The sequence below is a fragment of the Phenylobacterium sp. LH3H17 genome (assembly GCF_024298925.1).
Lineage (GTDB): Bacteria > Pseudomonadota > Alphaproteobacteria > Caulobacterales > Caulobacteraceae > Phenylobacterium.
Map to the genome: position 1 here is coordinate 3,767,018 of NZ_CP101283.1, position 16,489 is coordinate 3,783,506.

Sequence of the window (16,489 nt, forward strand, 5' to 3'; positions counted from 1 at the left end):
CGTAAAGCGCGCCCATGTCGCTCGCCATCGATCCCGTCGCCCTCACCCAGGAATTGATCCGCCGCCCGTCGGTTACGCCCGCCGATGAAGGCGCAATGGACATCGTCCAGCGTACCCTGGAGGGCCTGGGCTTCGCCTGCCGGCGGATGAAGTTCGGCGAGATCGAGAACCTCTACGCCCGCTGGGGAACGGCCCGGCCGAACCTCTGTTTCGCCGGCCACACCGACGTGGTGCCGGTGGGCGACGCCGAGGCCTGGAGCCGCGAGGCCTTCGCCGCCGAGATCGTCGACGGCATACTGATCGGCCGCGGGGCCGTGGACATGAAGAGCGCCGTGGCCGCCTTCGCCGCCGCCGCCGCCAGGGCCATCGCCGCGGGCCAGGTGACCGGCTCGCTGTCCTTCCTGATCACCGGCGACGAGGAGGGTGTGGCCACCCACGGCACCCGGATGGTGGTCGAGGCCCTGAAGGCTGAAGGTGAGGTGCTGGACCACTGCGTGGTGGGCGAGCCCTCCAGCGCCGAGACCTTCGGCGACATGATCAAGATCGGCCGGCGCGGCTCGATCAACACCTGGATCACCGTCGATGGCAAGCAGGGCCACGTGGCCTATCCGCAACGCGCGGCCAATCCGATCCCGGTGCTGATCGAGCTGCTGGCGCGGCTGCAGAACCATGTGCTCGACGAGGGCTATACCGGCTTCCAGCCGTCCAACCTGGAGGTCACCACGTTCGACGTCGGCAATGGCGCGACCAATGTCATCCCGGCCCAGGCGAAGGCGCGGCTGAACATCCGCTTCAACCCGGCCCACAAGGGCGCCGACCTCGCCGCCTGGATCGCCCGGGAGGCCGCCGCCCTGGACATCGACTTCGCCGGGACCATCAAGGTCGAACCGGTGATCAGCGGCGAGGCCTTCCTCACCGCGCCCGGGCCGTTCACCGACCTGGTCAGCGCCGCCGTCGCCGACGTGGCCGGCCAGGCGCCCGAGCTCTCCACCACCGGCGGCACCTCCGACGCCCGCTTCATCCGCGACCTCTGTCCCGTGGTGGAGCTCGGCCTGGTGGGGACCACCATGCACGCGGTCGACGAGCGCGCGCCCGTCGCGGAGATCCACAAGCTGCAGGCGGTCTATGAACGCCTGATCGCGCGCTATTTCGAGGCGTTCGGGGCGTAGTCCACGCCGGTCAGATAGAGCCCGTCGGCCGGAGCGACGGGTCCGCAGGCGGCGCGGTCGCGGGCCTCCAGGGCCGCCTTCAGGTCGCCGGCCGTCCAACGCCCGATCCCCACCTCGACGATGGAGCCGGTCAGGGACCGGACTTGGCGGTGCAGAAAGGATCTCGCCTCGAAGACCAGCGCGACCTCGTCGCGCTCCCGGCTCACCCGGACCACGTCGAGGGTCTTCTCCGGCGACTTCGCCTGGCAGTGGATGTGGCGGAACGTCGTGAAATCGTGGTGTCCGACGAGGGCCTGAGCGGCTTCGTGCATCGCCTTGGCGTCCAGCGGCTTGGCCACGTGCCAGACCCGGCCCTGGTCGAGCGCCGGCGGCGCGCGGCGGTTGAGGATCCGGTAAAGATAGCGTCGGCCGGTCGCCGAGAACCGCGCATGCCAGTCGTCCGGCGCGGCCTGGGCGTCCAGCACCACGATCGGCTGGGGGCGCAGGTGGGCGTTCAGCGCGTCGCGCACCACCTCCGGCCGCCAAGCCTTGGCCAGGTCGACGTGGATCACCTGCCCCGTGGCGTGGACCCCCGTGTCGGTGCGTCCGGCCGCGTGGACGCGCAGCGTCTCGCCGCAGAAGGCCTCGACCGCGCGCTCGATGGAGACCTGCACCGAAGGCAGGCCGTCCTGCGCCTGAAAGCCGCGATAGGGCCGGCCGTCATATTCGATGATGAGGCGGTAGCGGGGCATCAGCCCAGCACCGTCCCGGCCGGCACGGCCAGGCCGCGCAGGAAGGTCGCCGCGTCCTGCGGCCCCTTGCCCTCGCGCTGGACGCGCAGCAGGCGCACCGCGCCCTCGCCGCAGGCCACCAGCAGGGCGTCGTCCAGCACGGTCCCCGGCGCGCCGTCGGCCTCTTCCGCCTGGGACAGCAGGGCCTTCACCCGCACCGGGCCGCGCTCGGAGGGCAGCTCGAACCAGGCGCCGGGAAAGGGCGACAGGCCGCGGATCTTGCGGTCGACCTCGGCGGCGGGCCGGGTCCAGCGGAGCCGGGCCTCCTTGGGGCGGATCTTCTTGGCGTAGGTCTCGCCCTCGTCGGGCTGCGGCGTCGCCCGGGCCTCGCCGCGTTCGACCGCGGTCATGGTGCGGGCCAGCAGGGCGGAACCCACCTCGGCCAGCCGGTCATGCAAGGTCCCGGCGGTCTCCAGGGCGTCGATGCGCAGCGTCTCCGAGGCGAGGACCGGGCCCTCGTCCAGGCCCTCGGTCATCTGCATGACCTCGACCCCGGTGAGCTTGTCGCCGGCCATGATCGCCCTCTGGATCGGGGCCGCGCCGCGCCAGCGAGGCAGCAGCGAGGCGTGCAGGTTGAAACAGCCCAGGCGCGGCGCGTCGAGCACCTCGCGCGGCAGGATCTGGCCGAAGGCCACCACCACGCCGGCGTCCAGCTTCAGCGCGGCGAAGGCCTCGATCTCCGCGGGGTCGCGCATGGAGGCCGGCGTGCGGACCGCAATACCGTGCGCCTGCGCGTAGGCGTGGACCGGCGAGGGCTTCAGGTCCTGGCCGCGGCCGCGCGGCGCCGGGGGCTGGGAATAGACGCAGGCCACCTGATGCCCGGCCTCCACGAGGGCGGCCAGGGCGGCGACGGCGAAATCGGGGGTTCCAAGAAAAGCGATACGCATTGACGCTCGTTTAGCGGCGTGGCGGTGTTTTAGGAACCAGGTGCAAGCTTGGCCGTTCCGTTCAGTGCTGGGATAGGGAATCCATACGTCATGCGCACGCTACTGACCGCCGCCGCCGTCGTCGCGATCCTCGGCCTTGCCGCCTGCTCGCCGTCCGAGAAGGCCGAAGCCCAGGCCGCCGCCGACAAGGTCGCCGCCGAAACCAAGGAAGCCGCCAGCACCGTGGCCGCCGAGACCAAGGACTTCGCCAACAGCCCCGAGGTGAAGGCGGCGGGGACCGAGATCAAGGACGCGGCCAAGGACGCGGGGACCATGGCCAAGGAAGCCGCCAAGGACGCGGCCGGCGAAGCCAAGCAGGCGATCCACGAGGCCACCGCGCCCTCACCCGCCGACGAGGCGCGCGAAGCCGCCAGGAAGTAGCCACCGCGCATTTCCACCGGCGACGCCCTTCTCGGGCCTTGGATGGACGAAGCATGTTCGCACGACTCTGGACCGGCCTCGTCCCCAAGGAGAAGGCGGCCCGTTACCTCCAGCTGATGGAGGAGGTCGCGCTTCCCGACTATCGCGCCATCGACGGCAATCGGGGCGCATGGCGCCTGTCACGCGATCTCGGCGACCTCGTCGAGGTTCGGATGCTGACCTTCTGGCGCGACATTGACGCGATCCGGGCTTTCGCCGGGGCTGATGTCGCGCGGGCGAAGTACTACGACTTCGACGCCGACTTCCTGGTCGATCCGCCGGAGACCGTCGACCATTTCGAGATGATCGGCGCCTAGGCGGCGCGGGCCTGTTTCTTGACCTTGGCCACGGCCCGGTCCCGCTTCAGGCGCGAGAGATAGTCGATGAACAGCACGCCCTCGAGGTGGTCCATCTCGTGCTGGATGCAGACGGCGAACAGGCCCTCGGCATCCTCGATCACTTCCTCGCCCTGATAGTTCAGGTACTTCAGCTTGACCTGGCTGGGACGTTCGACCTCGTCGAAGATCTCGGGGACCGACAGGCAGCCCTCCTCATAGGGCAGGGTCTCTTCCGACGCCCAGAGGATCTCGGGGTTCACGAAATAGCGCGGCGCCTTTTCCTCGTCGGGTCCGGCGAGGTCCATGACGATGACCCGCTTGGCCACCCCGACCTGGATCGCGGCCAGGCCGATGCCGGGGGCGTCGTACATGGTCTCGAGCATGTCATCCATGAGCGCGCGCAGGTCGTCGTCGACCTTGTCGACAGGCTGGGAGACCTGCTTCAGGACCGGATCGGGGACAACGAGGATTTCGCGCAAGGCCATGAGACCGCAGGTAGGTCAGCGACCCTTGGCCGTCAAGGCGGCGACTTGCCCGGGCTCGGCCTCATCCAGGTCGGTCGCCAGCTTGGTGAGGGCGCGGATGCCCCCGTCGACGGGGGTCAGTTCGGGCAGCTCGCGGCCCTCATGGTCGACCTTCAGATCCTCGAATCGGCGGGCCTGGGTCATGACCTGGGTTTCCAGCGAGCCCACGAACGAGTTGTAGCGCCCGACGGCGGCCTCCAGCGCCTTGCCCACCGAGGCGGCGTGGCCGCCCATCACCGACAGGCGCTTGTAGAGTTCGCGACCCAGCTTGGAGATTTCCTGGGCGTTGGCGGCCTGCTCCTCCACCCGCCAGCCGTAGACGACGGCCTTGCACAGGGCGAACAGGGTGGTCGGCGTCACCACCAGCACGCGGCGGTCCATGGCCTCGCTCATCAGTTCGGGAGCCCGTTCCAAGGCCGCGGCCAGGAAGCTGTCGCCGGGGATGAACATGGCCACGAAGTCGGGGGAGCCCTGGTTAAACTGGTCCCAGTAGGTCTTCGCCGACAGGCCGTGCATGTGGGCCCGCACGCTCTGGGCGTGGCGGACATAGGCTGACTCGCGCACCGTCTCGTCCACCGCGTCCTGGGCATCCAGGAAGGCGTTCAGCGAGCACTTGGCGTCGATCACGAACACCGCCCCGCCCGGCAGGCGCACGGTGACGTCGGGCCGGCGGCGGCCCTCTTCGGTGTCGGTGGAGGTCTGTTCGTCGAAGTCGTAGCGATTGTGCAGGCCCGCGGCCTCCAGCACGTTGCGCAGGGTCTGCTCGCCCCAGCGGCCCTGGACGCCGGCCCCGCGGCGCAGGGCGGCCGAGAGCTTGCGCGCCTCCGACTGGGTGTCCACCGAGGCCTGCATCAGGGCGGCGATCTGGGCCTTCAGCCCGCCGCTCTCCTCGGCCCGGCTTTTCTCCACGGCGACCACCTGCTCCTGGAACTTGGCCAGGCTCTCGGCCACCGGCTTGAGCTGCGCCTCCAGCCTGGCCTGGGCCAGTTGCTCGCGGTTGTGGAACGTCTCATCGGCGCGCTTCAGCACCTGTTCGGCGATGGCGTTGGCCGCCTCGCCCTGCAGCAGGGCGGCGTTCTTCGCGCCCATTTCCTCGATCACCTTCACCCGAGTGGCGGCGTCCTGGAACTGCCAGGCGCGGGCCTCCGCCCGATTGGCCCGCCCGCGCTCCATCAGCGCCCAAGCCAGCAACGGCAGGCCGACGAGCAGCACGGCGACGAGGATCAGCAGCAAGGTCTCGAAGTTCATGCTCCGTTCTTTAGCCGGAGTCGGAGCGCGACGCACCCTCTACGTCCGGGCGAGCGGTCAAAGAAAAAGCCCCGGCCTCGCGGCCGGGGCTCTCTCATCCAGGAACGCTCGGATTAGAACGTGCGGGGGGCAGTCGGGCTCGCGGTCGAGATTCCACGATCGGCGTCGCGGTCGACGGCCGCGTCCTGGCTCGCAGCTTCGTCGGCCCGCAGGAAGGAACGGTCCTCCTGATTAAGTTGGCGGGCCTGTTCGACCTCCTCGGCGGTGTAGGGCGCCGCGGTCGCGTCGAAGCGCGCCCAACCCGATTGCCGATAGACGTCGCCCCGCGTGCCCGCGTCGACGCCGCTACGGCCGTGGAGGATTCGCTCCACCTCATCGGCGTCGGCGTCATCGGCCTTCACGCTGACCAGGGTGCCGCCGCGGCGCACGCCCTCTGCGTAGACATTCGCCTCTTCGTCCGTATGGCCGGCCTCCTTGAGCGCGCCCAGCAGGCCGCCCGTGGCGCCGCCGGCGGCCGCGCCAATGGCGGCCCCCACAGCGGTGGAGATCAACCAACCCGCGGCGACCACCGGTCCGAGGCCGGGGATGGCCAGGACGCCCAAACCGGCCAGCAGACCGGCGCCGCCGCCCAGCAGGCCGCCGGTCACCGCGCCCTTTCCGGCGCCGTCCGCCACGTCGTTCTCGCCATCGCCATTGGCGTCGCCCAACGGTCCGCCCGCGCCGGGCGCGCCGCCGGGATGGGTGTGGCCAGCGTGCCAGTTGTTGGCGTTGTTGGAGACCAGGCTGATCTTGTCGGGGTCGATCCGGGCGCGTTCCAGGTCCTCGACGGCGTTTAGCGCTTCGGTGTGGCTGTCGAACAGCCGAGTTACGGTTCTCGTCATAGTGTCATCTCCCGATATTGCGTTCTTGGAGGAAATTGAGGACGTCTATTGGGCGGTGACCGCGCCCTTGTAGTCGACGGACACCGCCTTTTGGGCGCCGCCCTTCTTGGCCGTGCCCTGCCAGAGGCCCTGTTCGTTCTGGGTCAGGGCGCTGACCTCGGCATAGCCGGCCGACTCGATCGCGCCCCGCGCCTGGGCCTCGGTGAACGAGTTGGCGCCCGGGGTTTGGGTCGTCTCCCCGGTGGTCGGGGTAGTGTCGACGGCCTCGTTGCGCGGCGCTTCCGAGGCGGATACCGCGGGGCCTTCGGTACGGTCGGCTTCGGTCGAGGACTTGTCGCCACAGGCCGCCAGGAGCGTCGCGGCGGCCGCGGCGCTCAACAGTATTCGCATCATTTCGGTCAATCTCCGGTGCTGTGCAGAAGCAAGCCTCCGGGAGCAGGAAGGTTCCTTGAGAAATCCTCCGCGTGTTCAACTGTCGGAAATGCGACCGAAGGGACCTAGGCGGGCCGTCGCGCCCGCATGGCCTGGTTGATGGTCCCGTCGTCCAGCCAGTCTAGCTCGCCGCCCACCGGCACGCCGCGGGCCAGCATGGTCACCGAGACCCCGGCGCCGGCCAGCCGTTCGGCCAGGTAGTGGGCGGTGGTCTGGCCATCGACCGTGGCCGGCAGGGCGAGGATCACCTCGTGGATGGCCTCGGACTGGGCGCGGCTGACAAGCGGCCCGATCTTCAGCGCGTCGGGGCCCACCCCGTCCAGGGCCGAGAGCAGACCTCCCAGCACGTGATAGCGGCCTCGGAAGGCCACCGCGCGCTCCATGGCCCAGAGCGCGCCTACCTCCTCCACCACGCAGATCAGCGAGGCGTCGCGGTTCTGGTCGGAACAGATGGCGCAGGGGTCCTGGGTGTCCAGCGAGCCGCAGACCGAACAGGTGCGCACCCGTTCGGCGGCCAGGGTCAGGGCCTCGTTGAGCGGGACCAGCAGCTGGTCGCGGCGCTTGAGCAGGGCCAAGGCGGCGCGACGGGCCGACCGGGGGCCTAGCCCGGGCAGCTTGGACAGCAGCGAGATAAGCCGCTCGATCTCGGGTCCGGCGGAAGCGGCCAAGCTAGAACTTCGGCATGCCGGGAATGCCCAGGCCGGCCAGCGGGCCGGCGGCCTCGCGCATCAGTTCGGACTGCTGGGCGTCCAGCTTGCGCTTGGCGTCGGCGTGGGCCGCCACCAGCAGGTCGGAGATCACCTCCCCCTCGCCGGGTTGGAGCAGGCTCTCGTCCAGATCGACGGCGGTGAGCTCGCCGGTGCCCTTCAGGGTCAGCCTGACCATGCCGCCGCCGGAGGTGCCCTCGACCACGATTTCGGCCAGCCGCGCCTGGGCGTCCGCCAGTTTCTGCTGCATGGCCTGGGCCTGCTTCATCAGGCCGCCAAGGTCTTTCATCCGTTGGTCTCCTATTCGTCCTCATCCTCGTCCGGCGCGTCGGTCATCGGCGACGCTTCCGGAACGGGCAGGTTGCGCACGCTGACGATCTCGGCGCCAGGGAAGGCGTCCATCACCGCCACGATGAAGGGGTCGGCCTCGATCTGGACGCGCACCTCGCGCTCCTCGCGCTTCTGGCGTTCCCAGGCGCTCTCGGCCCCGCCGCCGCCCTGGGCGGCGATCAGCCAGGGCTGGCCGGTCCATTCCTTCAGGCGGCCCACCAGGCGCTGGGCCAGGTTCACCGGCGCGCCGGGGGCGGGCTCGTATTCCAGGGCGCCGGGCCGGAAGCTGATCGGCCGGACATAGCGTTCGACATCCAGGCGCAACGCGATGTCACGCTTCTTCTCGATCAGCGCGATGACGTCGGCGAAAGACTGCAGGGTGGGTGCGGGCTCGTTGGCCTCGGGATCCCGGGCCACCATCCGCGCCTGGGCGTTGACCGAGCCGCCGATGCCGGCCGCCGACATCCCGCCGCCGCCGCCGCCCGAAGGGGCGGGCGCAGGTCCGCCGCTGGGCTGGGGTTCGCCCGACTGCAGCCGCTTCAGGGCCTCCTCGGGCCCCGGAAGGTCGGCGGCATAGGCCAGGCGGATCAGGGCCATGTCGCAGGCCGCCGCGGCGTCGGGCGCGCGGCGCACCTCCTCGTGGCTGCGCAGCAGCATCTGCCAGACCCGCGACAGGGTTCCGGCCGAGACCGCCGCCCCGATGGCGGCCAGTCGTCCGGCCTGCTCCTTGGGCATGATCAGGGCCTGGGGCCCGATGGCCTTGGCCACCGCCGCCCCGTGGGCGTGGTCCAGCAGGTCCAGCATCACCTGGCCCGGATCGGCGCCGAAGCCGTAGAGGGTGCGGAAGGTCTCGATGGCCGGCCCGGCCTCGCCGCGCATGGCCTGTTCGAACAGGGTGATGGTCTGGGCCCGGTCGGCCAGGCCCAGCATGTCGCGGATCGAGGCGGCGGTGACCGTCTCTCCGGCCTCGGCCTGGACGATGGCCTGGTCCAGCATCGACTGGGCGTCGCGCACCGAACCCTCGGCGGCGCGGGCGATCAGCAGCAGGCCCTCGGCCTCGACGCGCGAGCCCTCGTTGGCGGCGATCATCTCCAGGTTCTTCACGATCACCTCCGGCTCCACCCGGCGCAGGTCGAAGCGCTGGCAGCGGGAGAGGATGGTCACCGGCACCTTGCGGATCTCGGTGGTGGCGAAGATGAACTTGGCGTGGGGCGGCGGCTCTTCCAGCGTCTTCAGCAGGGCGTTGAACGCCGCTGTCGACAGCATGTGAACCTCGTCGATCACATACACTTTGTATCGCGCTTCGACGGGGGCGTAGCGCACCCCGTCCAGCAGCTCGCGCATCTCGTCGACCTTGGTGCGGCTGGCGGCGTCCAGCTCCAGAACGTCCATGTGCCGCCCCTCGATGATCGCCTTGCAGTGGCGGCCGTCGACGGAGAGGTCGAGGGTCGGCGCGTGGATCGTGTCGCTTTCGTAGTTCAGCGCCCGGGCCAGCAGCCGCGCGGTGGTGGTCTTGCCGACCCCCCGGACGCCGGTGAGCATGAAGGCGTGGGCGATGCGGCCGGTGGCGAAGGCGTTGCGCAGGGTGCGCACCATCGCCTCCTGGCCGAACAGGTCCTCGAAGGTCCTGGGCCGGTACTTGCGGGCGATGACGGTATAGGCGGCCGAGGGCTCGGCGGCGGGCGCGGGCTTCGGAGCCCCGGGCGCGCCGAACATATCGCTCGTGTCGGGATCGCGTTCGACTGTCTCGGGTTCGTCTTCGTCGGCCATTGGCGCCCGAGGGTAAAGCTTTGGGTGGAGACCGAACGACGACCCGGAGCGAAACTCGTTGCGGCTGCTTCCTTCCGGACCTGACCGGGTTGGCGAGGCGTCCGCCCGTCGCCGATCTCCACCCCCTATATCGCGGCCTTGAGGGTCGCGCGCAAGCGCTGGCGCAGCTACAACTCCGCGCATGCCTCTTTCCGCCTTCCAAAACACCTTCGCCGGCAACCCGCTGAACCGCGCCAGCGAGAAGCGAACCGATGTCGCCTGGCTGACCGAACAACTCCGTTCCGACGAATCGCTCGCCGTGGCGATCTGGAACGGGAAGCCCTTCGTGGAGACCACCAAGGACGGCGGCCTGCAGATCGCCTACCTGCCGGCCAGGATGGCCGAGGAGCTGTCGGGCGGCCCCGAGCGGCTGCTTTTCCTGGGACTATGGCAGGAGACCGCCGTCTTCGCCGTCGACCTGGAAGGCGGGGCCGACCCCGCCGACGGCCCGTTGTCGGGCCTGGGGCGATTCGAGGACCTGCGCGCCGTGGCCCTGCGCCTGCCGCCGACGGACGCGGCGATCATGGCCACCTCCAAGCAGATGTTCGAGTGGCGCCGCCGCCATCGCCACTGCTCGGCCTGCGGCGAGCCGAGCGACGTGGTCGAGGGCGGCTGGAAGCGGGCCTGCCCCGCCTGCAAGGCCGAGCACTTCCCTCGCACCGATCCGGTGGTGATCATGCTGGCCGTCCACGGCGACCGCTGCATGCTGGGCCGCCAGGAGATCTGGCCCAAGGGCATGTTCTCGGCCCTGGCCGGCTTCCTGGAGCCCGGCGAGAGCATCGAGGAGGCCTGCGCCCGCGAGCTGCACGAGGAGGCGGGGTTGAAGACGCTCAGCGTCCGCTACCACTCCACCCAGCCCTGGCCCTATCCGTCCTCGCTGATGATCGGCCTGATCGCGCAGGTGGCGGACGACGACGCCACGCCCGACCAGACCGAGCTCTCCGAGGTCCGCTGGTTCACCAAGGCCGAGGCGCGCGACGTCCTGGCCGGCAAGGGCGACGGGGTCAATGCGCCCGGCGGCATGGCCATCGCCCACCAGTTGCTGAAGGCCTGGGCCGAGGAACCCTAGGCGCCGAAGGGCGTGGTGGCCGCGAAGCTGGGGCGCTCGCGCATTCGGTCGAGCCAGGCCTGAGCCGCCGGCGCCCGCTCAAGCGCCTGTTCGCCTTCGGGCGTCGCGGAGACGAAGTGCAGGTGGGGCAACAGGAAGCTGTCGGCCAGGGTGATCGCGCCGTCCACCAGGAAGTCATGCGCCGCCACCGCGCGGTCGATGTACTGCACCTGCCGCTCCAGCGGCCCCTTGAAGCCCGCCAGCACCTCTTCATCGGGCCCCTCCGCCCGCCACATGGCCGAGGTCCGCTCCTTGATGAGCCCGTTCATGACCGGGAACATGTAGCCGTTCACGATGCTCATCCATTGCAGCATCTCCGCCTGGGCCACGGCCTCGGCGGGCTGCAGCGCCGGCCCGGGAAAGGCGCGATCGATGTAGTGGACGATGGCCAGGGTCTCGTAGACGACGACGCCGCGATGCTCGAGCACGGGCATTTTGCCGAAGGGGTGCAGTTTCCAATGCGCGGGCAAGGCGACGTTCACCGGCTTCAGCCGCCAGGACACCCCCTTTTCCGCCGCGACGTGCCGAGCCGCCCAGCCATAGGGACTGAGCACGTCGGTGTGCAGGACGATGTCGGCCATTCGGTCGCCTCACGCGAAGAGACCCGGGGTCTCACCTGGGCGCGACGCTGGTCGATCCAGGCCCGGGCGGCCTTGATCGGGCTCAAATGCGACGGCGCCTAGCGCCGCCCGATCTCCAGCACCACCGGGATGTCCTCGCCCTTGCGGGTGCGCCGGTCGGTGCGGGCGGCCTCCAGGGCGTCGGAGAGCTCGCGGGCGAAGCGGCCGACCTCGCGGTCGAGCTTGCCCGTGACCTTGATCGTGTAGGGCGGGACGAGATCGCTCACCCCGGTCCCCCAGATCATCGAATCGACAAAGGCCGGGATGCTGGCGCCATGGCCCGGCAGGGCCTGGATGGCGTCCTTCAGCTGCGTCGTGAAGGCCGTGACGGTCGGGCAGTCCGCGGCGTCGATCGCGATGATCTTCATCTAGCCGCGTGACCGGAACGGGTCGGCCGGATAGACGCCCATGATCGCGAACTGCTCGGAGAAGAACTGCAGTTCCTCGAAGGCCAGGGCCAGGCCGCGGTCCTCCGGACGCCCATCGACCTCGGCGTAGAAGAAGGTCGCCGTGAAAGCGCCGTTCTCCATGTAGCTCTCCAGCTTGGTCATATTGACCCCGTTGGTCGCGAAACCACCCATGGCCTTGTACAGCGCCGCGGGCAGGTTGCGGACCCGGAACACGAAGCTGGTCACGCAGGGGGTGGTGAACGGTGGCGGCGGCGGGTTCTTGTCGGCGGTCAACACCAGGAAGCGGGTGGTGTTGTGGTGCTCGTCCTCGATGTCGCGGGCCAGGATTTCCAGGCCGTAGAGCTCGGCGGCGAGCGCCGGCGAGATCGCCGCCCGGGTCGGATCGGGCTGGGCGGCCAGCAGCTTGGCGGCCAGCGCCGTATCACCCACGGCCTCGGTCTTCAGCTTCAGCCGGCGGATCGTCTTGCGGCACTGGACCAGCGCGATCGGCATGGAGGCCACGGTCTTGAGGTCCTCCAGCTTCACGCCGGGATTGGCCATCAGCTGGAAGTGGATCGGCTTGAACCGCTCGCCGATGATCTTCAGCCCCGCCGACGGCAGCAGGTGGTGCACGTCGGCCACCCGCCCGGCGATGGAGTTCTCCACCGGGATCATGCCCAGCTGGCAGTCGCCGCTCTTCACCGCCTCGAAGGCCTCCTCGAAGGTGGCGTGCGGGACCGGCTCCATTTCGGGAAAGGCCGCGACGCAGGCCTCATGGCTGTTGGCGCCGAGCTCGCCCTGGAAGGCGATCCGTCCCTTGGTCATGGGTTCATCCTTGCGTTCAGCCTTGCATACTGGCGCGCCCGTTCGAGGTCGGCCGGGTTATCCACCGAGATCGGGGCCTCGTCGATGACCGCCGCCCAGATGGTCATGCCCAACTCCAGGGCGCGCAGCTGCTCCAGCCGCTCGCGCAGCTCCAGCGGCGAGGGCGGGCTCGCCGTGAACCGCTCCAGCGCCTCGCGCCGATAGCCGTAGACGCCGTGGTGCAGCCAGACCGGGCCGTCGCCATAGAGCACCGAGCGGGTGAAGTAGAGCGCCCGGCCGCTGCGCCCGTCGGGCGCCATGGCCGCCACGACCTTCGGGATGTCTGGATTGCTGCGCTCGGCCGGGTCGGCTTCCGCCACCATGACGGTGGAGATGTCGCAGTCGGGCCGTTCGGCCAGCAGCCGCGCCGCCGCCTCGACCACCGTCGGCGCCAGGAAGGGGATGTCGCCCTGCAGGTTGATCACCACGTCATGGCGGCCCTGCGGGTCCAGCACGTTCAGGGCGGCGATGATTCGGTCCGAGCCCGAGGGCAGGTCCGGGTCGGTCAGCACCGCCTCCCCGCCCGCCGCGCGGACGGCCTCGACGATTTCGGCGTCTCCAGCGGCGATGGCCACGGGGCCAACGCCGGCGGCCTGCGCCTGGCGCAGCACACGGACGATCATCGGCACGCCTTCGATATCCGCCAAGGGCTTGCCGGGCAGTCGGGTGGCCGCCATCCGCGCGGGGATCAGGACGATCGGGTTCATGTGCGTCCATGAGCGACCAACTGGCCGGTTGCGCGGGCGGCGGTAGCGTGTAAGAGAGCCGGGCGCAATAAGGGGCGGGGATTCCCGCGCTTACGTCGGCCTTCGGGCCGGCCGATAAGAGGGCCGATTTCAGGACTATGAGCGACCTAACGTTCAACAAAGTCGCCGGCGCTGTGCTGGCGACCGGTCTGGCCATTGTCGGCCTTCGCGAAATTTCCACCGGCGTGTTCGCCGCCCACGAGCTGGAGAAGCCCGGCTACGCGATCGCCGTGGTGGAAGACACCGGCGGCGGCGGCGCGACGGCCGAAGCGCCGATCGACTGGGGCACGGTCCTGCCGACCGCCGACGTCAAGGCCGGCGAGGCTGTGTTCGCCAAGTGCAAGTCCTGCCACACCATCGAGGCCGGCGGCCCGAACGGCACCGGCCCGAACCTGCACGGCATCCTGGGCAAGAAGCCGGGCGCCCACGCGGGCTTTGCCTATTCGGCCGGCATGGTCGAGCACGGCGCCGCGGTGGGGACCTGGCAGTTCGCCGATATCTCCGAGTTCCTGAAGGCGCCGCAGAAGCACATCGCCGGCACCAAGATGACCTTCGTGGGCCTGAAGAAGCCCGAGGAACGCATCAACCTCATCGCCTATCTGAACGCCCAGGGCTCGAACCTGCCGATCCCGGCGCCGAACCCGGTGGCCGCCGCCGCGCCCGCCGCCGAAGGCGCCGCGGCTCCGGCCGAGGCTGGCGCTCCGACCGCGGCTCCCGCCGGCGCCCCGGCCAACGCCGCCGCCGTCCCGGCGCCTGCGGCGGCTGTGGCTCCTCCCGCCGCCGCCCCCGCCAAGAAGGGCGGAGAACTCGTCCACTAGGGCGCGGTTCTCTCTTCGAAGTTGCTCCCCCTCTGGGGGAGCTGTCGGCCTATTGGCCGACTGAGGGGGACTTTGACTCCATGCGCGTGGATGAAGCCCCCTCCGTCTCGCCGCCAAGAGGCGACGATCCACCTCCCCCAAATCGCGCTCCGCGCTGGGGGAGGATCTAGAACCCCCTCACGGCCTCCGATAAGCCGTCGGATCGCCCACCCCGTTCGCCAGGTAGCGCGCGCGGGTCTGGACCAGGGGCTCGATGGCCGTGGCCATGTGGAAGGCGTTGGCGTGGATGATCCGCGTCGCGTCCAGCATCATCGCCACATGGCTGTTCCAGAACACCAGGTCGCCGCGGGCCAGGACCTCCACCGCCTCGCCGACGGCCTCCTGCTGGTCGGTGTCGCGCGGGAAGGCCTTGCCGCAGGCCAGCAGGGCCTGCTGCACCAGGCCCGAACAGTCGACCCCCAGGCTCTCGCGCCCGCCCCACAGGTAGGGCGCGCCCAGGAACCGTTCGGCCACCGCCGCCGGGTCGGTCTCGAACATCCCGATCGGCGCCAGGTGCGCCTCGATGAACCAGCCGCAATTGGCCGCCTTGGCGAACCGGCCCTCGCGGGCCTCGACGGCGACCAGGCTATTGATCGAATAGGGGCCGAGCGCCCGGGACTTGATGCTCGGCTCGGCGAAGGCGTAGGTGCGGATCGCGGCGACCCGGTGGGTGGCCGGCGGTCCGGCCGGGGCCAGGGCGGCGGTCTCCACGAAGCCCACATAGCCGTCGCGCCGCGCCTGGCCCCAGGCGTAGCCCTCGGCCTCCTCCAGCACCTCGAACACCTCGCCGAACAGGACCTGGTCGAGCTGCTCGGACCACGGGTCGGCGGCGCGCCGCAGGGCCGCGGCCGGGACGATCGCCGTCATGGCCCGGGGATCGGCATAGGTCTTGGCCGGGACCACGCCCTCCAGGGCGCGGCTGGCGAGATCGCCGCGAGCCGGGGTCACGCGCGGATCCAGGCTCACGCGAAGCGATCCCGGATCATGCGGTAGAGGGCGCGGATCGCCTGGGCCTCGCCGCCCGAGCTGAAGCCGGGTCGGCCGCGGGGATTCCAGGCGAAGATGTCGAAATGAGCCCACGGACCGGTAGGCGCGAACCGCTGCAGGAAGAGGGCGGCGGTCACCGAGCCCGCCTGGGCCCAACCGTCCGGATCGTTCTTGATGTCGGCCACGTCGCTGTCCAGGGCGTCCACATAGCCCTTCCACAGGGGCATGCGCCACATGGGGTCGGAGACCTGCGCCATGGCGGCCTCGATCTGGCCGGCCAGCTCGTCGTCGTCGGTGTAGAAGGGCGGCAGTTGCGGGCCGAGCGCCGCGCGCGCCGCACCGGTCAGGGTGGCGAGGTCGAGGGTGAGCGCCGGCTCCAGCTCGGCGGCGCGGGTCAGCGCGTCGGCCAGGATCAGCCGGCCCTCGGCGTCGGTGTTGCCCACCTCGATGGTCAGGCCCTTGCGGCTGTCCAGGATGTCGCCCGGCCGCATGGCGTCGCCGGAAATGGCGTTCTCCACCGCCGGAATCAGCACCGCCAGCCGCACCGGCAGCCTGGCGGCCATGATCATCCGGGCCAGGGCCAGGACGTGGGCCGCCCCGCCCATGTCCTTCTTCATGTTGCGCATGCCGGCCGACGGCTTGATGTCGAGCCCCCCGGTGTCGAACACCACGCCCTTGCCCACCAGGGCGATCAGAGGCTTGTCGGCCTCGCCCCAGTCGATTTCGATCATCCGCGGGCAGCGCGCGTCCACCGCCGCGCGGCCGACGGCGTGGACGGCGGGATAGTTGGCCTCCAGCAGGCCTTCGCCGGAGATCACCGTGATCCCCGCCCCGTGCTGTTCGGCGATCTCCCGGGCAATGGTCTCGATCTGCAGCGGACCGAGGTCGTTGGGCGGGGTGTTGACCATGTCGCGAGCCAGGGCGCAGGCGTGGGAGATGCTGCGGACCTCGGCCACGTCGACGCCTTCGACCACCAGGCGCGGCTGCGGCGAAGCCTTCTTCTTGTACCGGTCGAAGCGGTAGCTCCCCAGGGCGAAGGCGAGCGCGATCAGGTCGGGGGCGAACTCCGGCGGGGCCGAGGCGATGCGGAAATCGCCGGCCGGCAGCCGGGCCGGCAGGGCGCGGAAGGTCATGGGGTCGGTGGACGCGCCCAGGCCGAACAGCACCCGGTCCAGGCCGCCCTCGGTATTGGGCACCACCAGGGCCTGGCCCGCCTTGGCCTTGAATTCGGAGAGCGCGGCATAGGCCTTCACGAAGGCCTGGCGGCCGTCGAGGAACCCTTCCAGGTCCTTCTCATAAAGCGCGTGGACGGGAACGGCCGCGCCCTGAGTGTGCTCGACGACGACTTCGGTCATGACGCTCTC

Annotated in this window: 20 protein-coding genes and 1 other RNA gene; 5 read left to right on the forward strand and 16 right to left on the reverse strand. The window is 70.3% G+C overall.

What is annotated here, in order from left to right; all coding sequences use genetic code 11:
• Positions 1-14: 14 nt before the first annotated feature.
• Complete coding sequence (gene dapE / locus M9M90_RS18590) at positions 15-1,169, forward strand: succinyl-diaminopimelate desuccinylase (RefSeq protein ID WP_254834726.1); 1,155 nt, start codon at positions 15-17, stop codon at positions 1,167-1,169.
• On the opposite strand, the gene truA is transcribed toward dapE, so the two are convergent.
• Both truA and fmt read right to left on the reverse strand, forming a co-directional pair.
• Positions 1,145-1,900: a tRNA pseudouridine(38-40) synthase TruA gene (gene truA / locus M9M90_RS18595; RefSeq protein WP_254834727.1), complete on the reverse strand. Its 756-nt coding sequence runs from the start codon at positions 1,898-1,900 to the stop codon at positions 1,145-1,147. The two genes, dapE and truA, sit on opposite strands and share 25 nt — an antisense overlap.
• Positions 1,900-2,826 (reverse strand): methionyl-tRNA formyltransferase, encoded by a 927-nt coding sequence (gene fmt, locus M9M90_RS18600; protein ID WP_254834728.1) that lies wholly within the window; start codon positions 2,824-2,826, stop codon positions 1,900-1,902. The genes truA and fmt overlap by 1 nt, the downstream gene beginning before the upstream one ends.
• Before the next feature lie 90 nt (positions 2,827-2,916).
• On the opposite strand from fmt, the gene M9M90_RS18605 reads away from it, so the two are divergent.
• Positions 2,917-3,246 carry a hypothetical protein gene (locus tag M9M90_RS18605; RefSeq protein ID WP_254834729.1) on the forward strand — a complete coding sequence of 110 codons (330 nt, stop codon included), beginning with the start codon at positions 2,917-2,919 and terminating at the stop codon, positions 3,244-3,246.
• A gap of 53 nt (positions 3,247-3,299) precedes the next feature.
• Complete coding sequence (locus M9M90_RS18610; RefSeq protein WP_254834730.1) at positions 3,300-3,602, forward strand: antibiotic biosynthesis monooxygenase; 303 nt, start codon at positions 3,300-3,302, stop codon at positions 3,600-3,602.
• Here M9M90_RS18610 and def read toward each other — a convergent pair.
• From def to ffs, 8 genes are all read right to left on the reverse strand, one after another.
• The gene (gene def / locus M9M90_RS18615) at positions 3,599-4,108 is read right to left on the reverse strand and encodes a peptide deformylase (protein ID WP_254834731.1); all 510 of its coding nucleotides are present in this window, start codon (positions 4,106-4,108) and stop codon (positions 3,599-3,601) included. The genes M9M90_RS18610 and def overlap by 4 nt on opposite strands.
• 15 nt (positions 4,109-4,123) lie before the next feature.
• Positions 4,124-5,395: a DNA recombination protein RmuC gene (locus M9M90_RS18620; protein WP_254834732.1), complete on the reverse strand. Its 1,272-nt coding sequence runs from the start codon at positions 5,393-5,395 to the stop codon at positions 4,124-4,126.
• Between the two features lie 113 nt (positions 5,396-5,508).
• A complete protein-coding gene (locus M9M90_RS18625) occupies positions 5,509-6,276 on the reverse strand; it encodes a hypothetical protein (RefSeq protein ID WP_254834733.1) in 768 nt (255 codons plus the stop codon).
• 45 nt (positions 6,277-6,321) lie between these two features.
• Positions 6,322-6,669: a hypothetical protein gene (locus tag M9M90_RS18630; RefSeq protein WP_254834734.1), complete on the reverse strand. Its 348-nt coding sequence runs from the start codon at positions 6,667-6,669 to the stop codon at positions 6,322-6,324.
• A 104-nt stretch (positions 6,670-6,773) separates the two neighbouring features.
• Complete coding sequence (recR, locus tag M9M90_RS18635) at positions 6,774-7,376, reverse strand: recombination mediator RecR (protein WP_254834735.1); 603 nt, start codon at positions 7,374-7,376, stop codon at positions 6,774-6,776.
• A gap of 1 nt (position 7,377) precedes the next feature.
• Complete coding sequence (locus M9M90_RS18640; RefSeq protein ID WP_254834736.1) at positions 7,378-7,704, reverse strand: YbaB/EbfC family nucleoid-associated protein; 327 nt, start codon at positions 7,702-7,704, stop codon at positions 7,378-7,380.
• 11 nt (positions 7,705-7,715) lie between these two features.
• A complete protein-coding gene (locus M9M90_RS18645) occupies positions 7,716-9,515 on the reverse strand; it encodes a DNA polymerase III subunit gamma/tau (protein WP_254834737.1) in 1,800 nt (599 codons plus the stop codon).
• Between the two features lie 22 nt (positions 9,516-9,537).
• Positions 9,538-9,636: signal recognition particle sRNA small type (gene ffs / locus M9M90_RS18650), an RNA gene on the reverse strand.
• A gap of 60 nt (positions 9,637-9,696) precedes the next feature.
• Here ffs and nudC point away from each other — a divergent pair.
• Positions 9,697-10,623 (forward strand): NAD(+) diphosphatase, encoded by a 927-nt coding sequence (nudC, locus tag M9M90_RS18655; protein ID WP_254834738.1) that lies wholly within the window; start codon positions 9,697-9,699, stop codon positions 10,621-10,623.
• On the opposite strand, the gene M9M90_RS18660 is transcribed toward nudC, so the two are convergent.
• The 4 genes from M9M90_RS18660 to M9M90_RS18675 form a co-directional block, all read right to left on the reverse strand.
• Entirely contained in the window at positions 10,620-11,243 is a 624-nt protein-coding gene (locus M9M90_RS18660; protein ID WP_254834739.1) for a glutathione S-transferase family protein, read from the reverse strand. The two genes, nudC and M9M90_RS18660, sit on opposite strands and share 4 nt — an antisense overlap.
• Before the next feature lie 98 nt (positions 11,244-11,341).
• A complete protein-coding gene (locus tag M9M90_RS18665) occupies positions 11,342-11,650 on the reverse strand; it encodes a hypothetical protein (protein WP_254834740.1) in 309 nt (102 codons plus the stop codon).
• Entirely contained in the window at positions 11,651-12,496 is an 846-nt protein-coding gene (locus M9M90_RS18670; protein WP_254834741.1) for a prephenate dehydratase, read from the reverse strand.
• Entirely contained in the window at positions 12,493-13,242 is a 750-nt protein-coding gene (locus M9M90_RS18675) for a 3-deoxy-manno-octulosonate cytidylyltransferase (RefSeq protein WP_254834742.1), read from the reverse strand. Before M9M90_RS18675 ends, M9M90_RS18670 begins: the two co-directional genes overlap by 4 nt.
• A gap of 137 nt (positions 13,243-13,379) precedes the next feature.
• Here M9M90_RS18675 and M9M90_RS18680 point away from each other — a divergent pair, with 137 nt between their 5' ends.
• A complete protein-coding gene (locus M9M90_RS18680; RefSeq protein ID WP_254834743.1) occupies positions 13,380-14,099 on the forward strand; it encodes a cytochrome c family protein in 720 nt (239 codons plus the stop codon).
• Between the two features lie 177 nt (positions 14,100-14,276).
• On the opposite strand, the gene M9M90_RS18685 is transcribed toward M9M90_RS18680, so the two are convergent.
• Both M9M90_RS18685 and M9M90_RS18690 read right to left on the reverse strand, forming a co-directional pair.
• Positions 14,277-15,104 carry a C40 family peptidase gene (locus M9M90_RS18685; RefSeq protein ID WP_254834744.1) on the reverse strand — a complete coding sequence of 276 codons (828 nt, stop codon included), beginning with the start codon at positions 15,102-15,104 and terminating at the stop codon, positions 14,277-14,279.
• Positions 15,101-16,480, reverse strand: a complete 1,380-nt coding sequence (locus M9M90_RS18690; RefSeq protein WP_254834745.1) for a M17 family metallopeptidase — start codon at positions 16,478-16,480, stop codon at positions 15,101-15,103. The genes M9M90_RS18685 and M9M90_RS18690 overlap by 4 nt, the downstream gene beginning before the upstream one ends.
• Positions 16,481-16,489 lie beyond the last annotated feature (9 nt).

Coding starts and splice junctions, on each gene's coding strand:
- dapE (WP_254834726.1), top strand. CDS start 15: ATGTCGCTCGCCATCGATCCCGTCGCCCTCACCCAGGAATTGATCCGC.
- truA (WP_254834727.1), bottom strand. CDS start 1,900: ATGCCCCGCTACCGCCTCATCATCGAATATGACGGCCGGCCCTATCGC.
- fmt (WP_254834728.1), bottom strand. CDS start 2,826: ATGCGTATCGCTTTTCTTGGAACCCCCGATTTCGCCGTCGCCGCCCTG.
- M9M90_RS18605 (WP_254834729.1), top strand. CDS start 2,917: ATGCGCACGCTACTGACCGCCGCCGCCGTCGTCGCGATCCTCGGCCTT.
- M9M90_RS18610 (WP_254834730.1), top strand. CDS start 3,300: ATGTTCGCACGACTCTGGACCGGCCTCGTCCCCAAGGAGAAGGCGGCC.
- def (WP_254834731.1), bottom strand. CDS start 4,108: ATGGCCTTGCGCGAAATCCTCGTTGTCCCCGATCCGGTCCTGAAGCAG.
- M9M90_RS18620 (WP_254834732.1), bottom strand. CDS start 5,395: ATGAACTTCGAGACCTTGCTGCTGATCCTCGTCGCCGTGCTGCTCGTC.
- M9M90_RS18625 (WP_254834733.1), bottom strand. CDS start 6,276: ATGACGAGAACCGTAACTCGGCTGTTCGACAGCCACACCGAAGCGCTA.
- M9M90_RS18630 (WP_254834734.1), bottom strand. CDS start 6,669: ATGATGCGAATACTGTTGAGCGCCGCGGCCGCCGCGACGCTCCTGGCG.
- M9M90_RS18640 (WP_254834736.1), bottom strand. CDS start 7,704: ATGAAAGACCTTGGCGGCCTGATGAAGCAGGCCCAGGCCATGCAGCAG.
- M9M90_RS18645 (WP_254834737.1), bottom strand. CDS start 9,515: ATGGCCGACGAAGACGAACCCGAGACAGTCGAACGCGATCCCGACACG.
- nudC (WP_254834738.1), top strand. CDS start 9,697: ATGCCTCTTTCCGCCTTCCAAAACACCTTCGCCGGCAACCCGCTGAAC.
- M9M90_RS18660 (WP_254834739.1), bottom strand. CDS start 11,243: ATGGCCGACATCGTCCTGCACACCGACGTGCTCAGTCCCTATGGCTGG.
- M9M90_RS18665 (WP_254834740.1), bottom strand. CDS start 11,650: ATGAAGATCATCGCGATCGACGCCGCGGACTGCCCGACCGTCACGGCC.
- M9M90_RS18670 (WP_254834741.1), bottom strand. CDS start 12,496: ATGACCAAGGGACGGATCGCCTTCCAGGGCGAGCTCGGCGCCAACAGC.
- M9M90_RS18675 (WP_254834742.1), bottom strand. CDS start 13,242: ATGAACCCGATCGTCCTGATCCCCGCGCGGATGGCGGCCACCCGACTG.
- M9M90_RS18680 (WP_254834743.1), top strand. CDS start 13,380: ATGAGCGACCTAACGTTCAACAAAGTCGCCGGCGCTGTGCTGGCGACC.
- M9M90_RS18690 (WP_254834745.1), bottom strand. CDS start 16,480: ATGACCGAAGTCGTCGTCGAGCACACTCAGGGCGCGGCCGTTCCCGTC.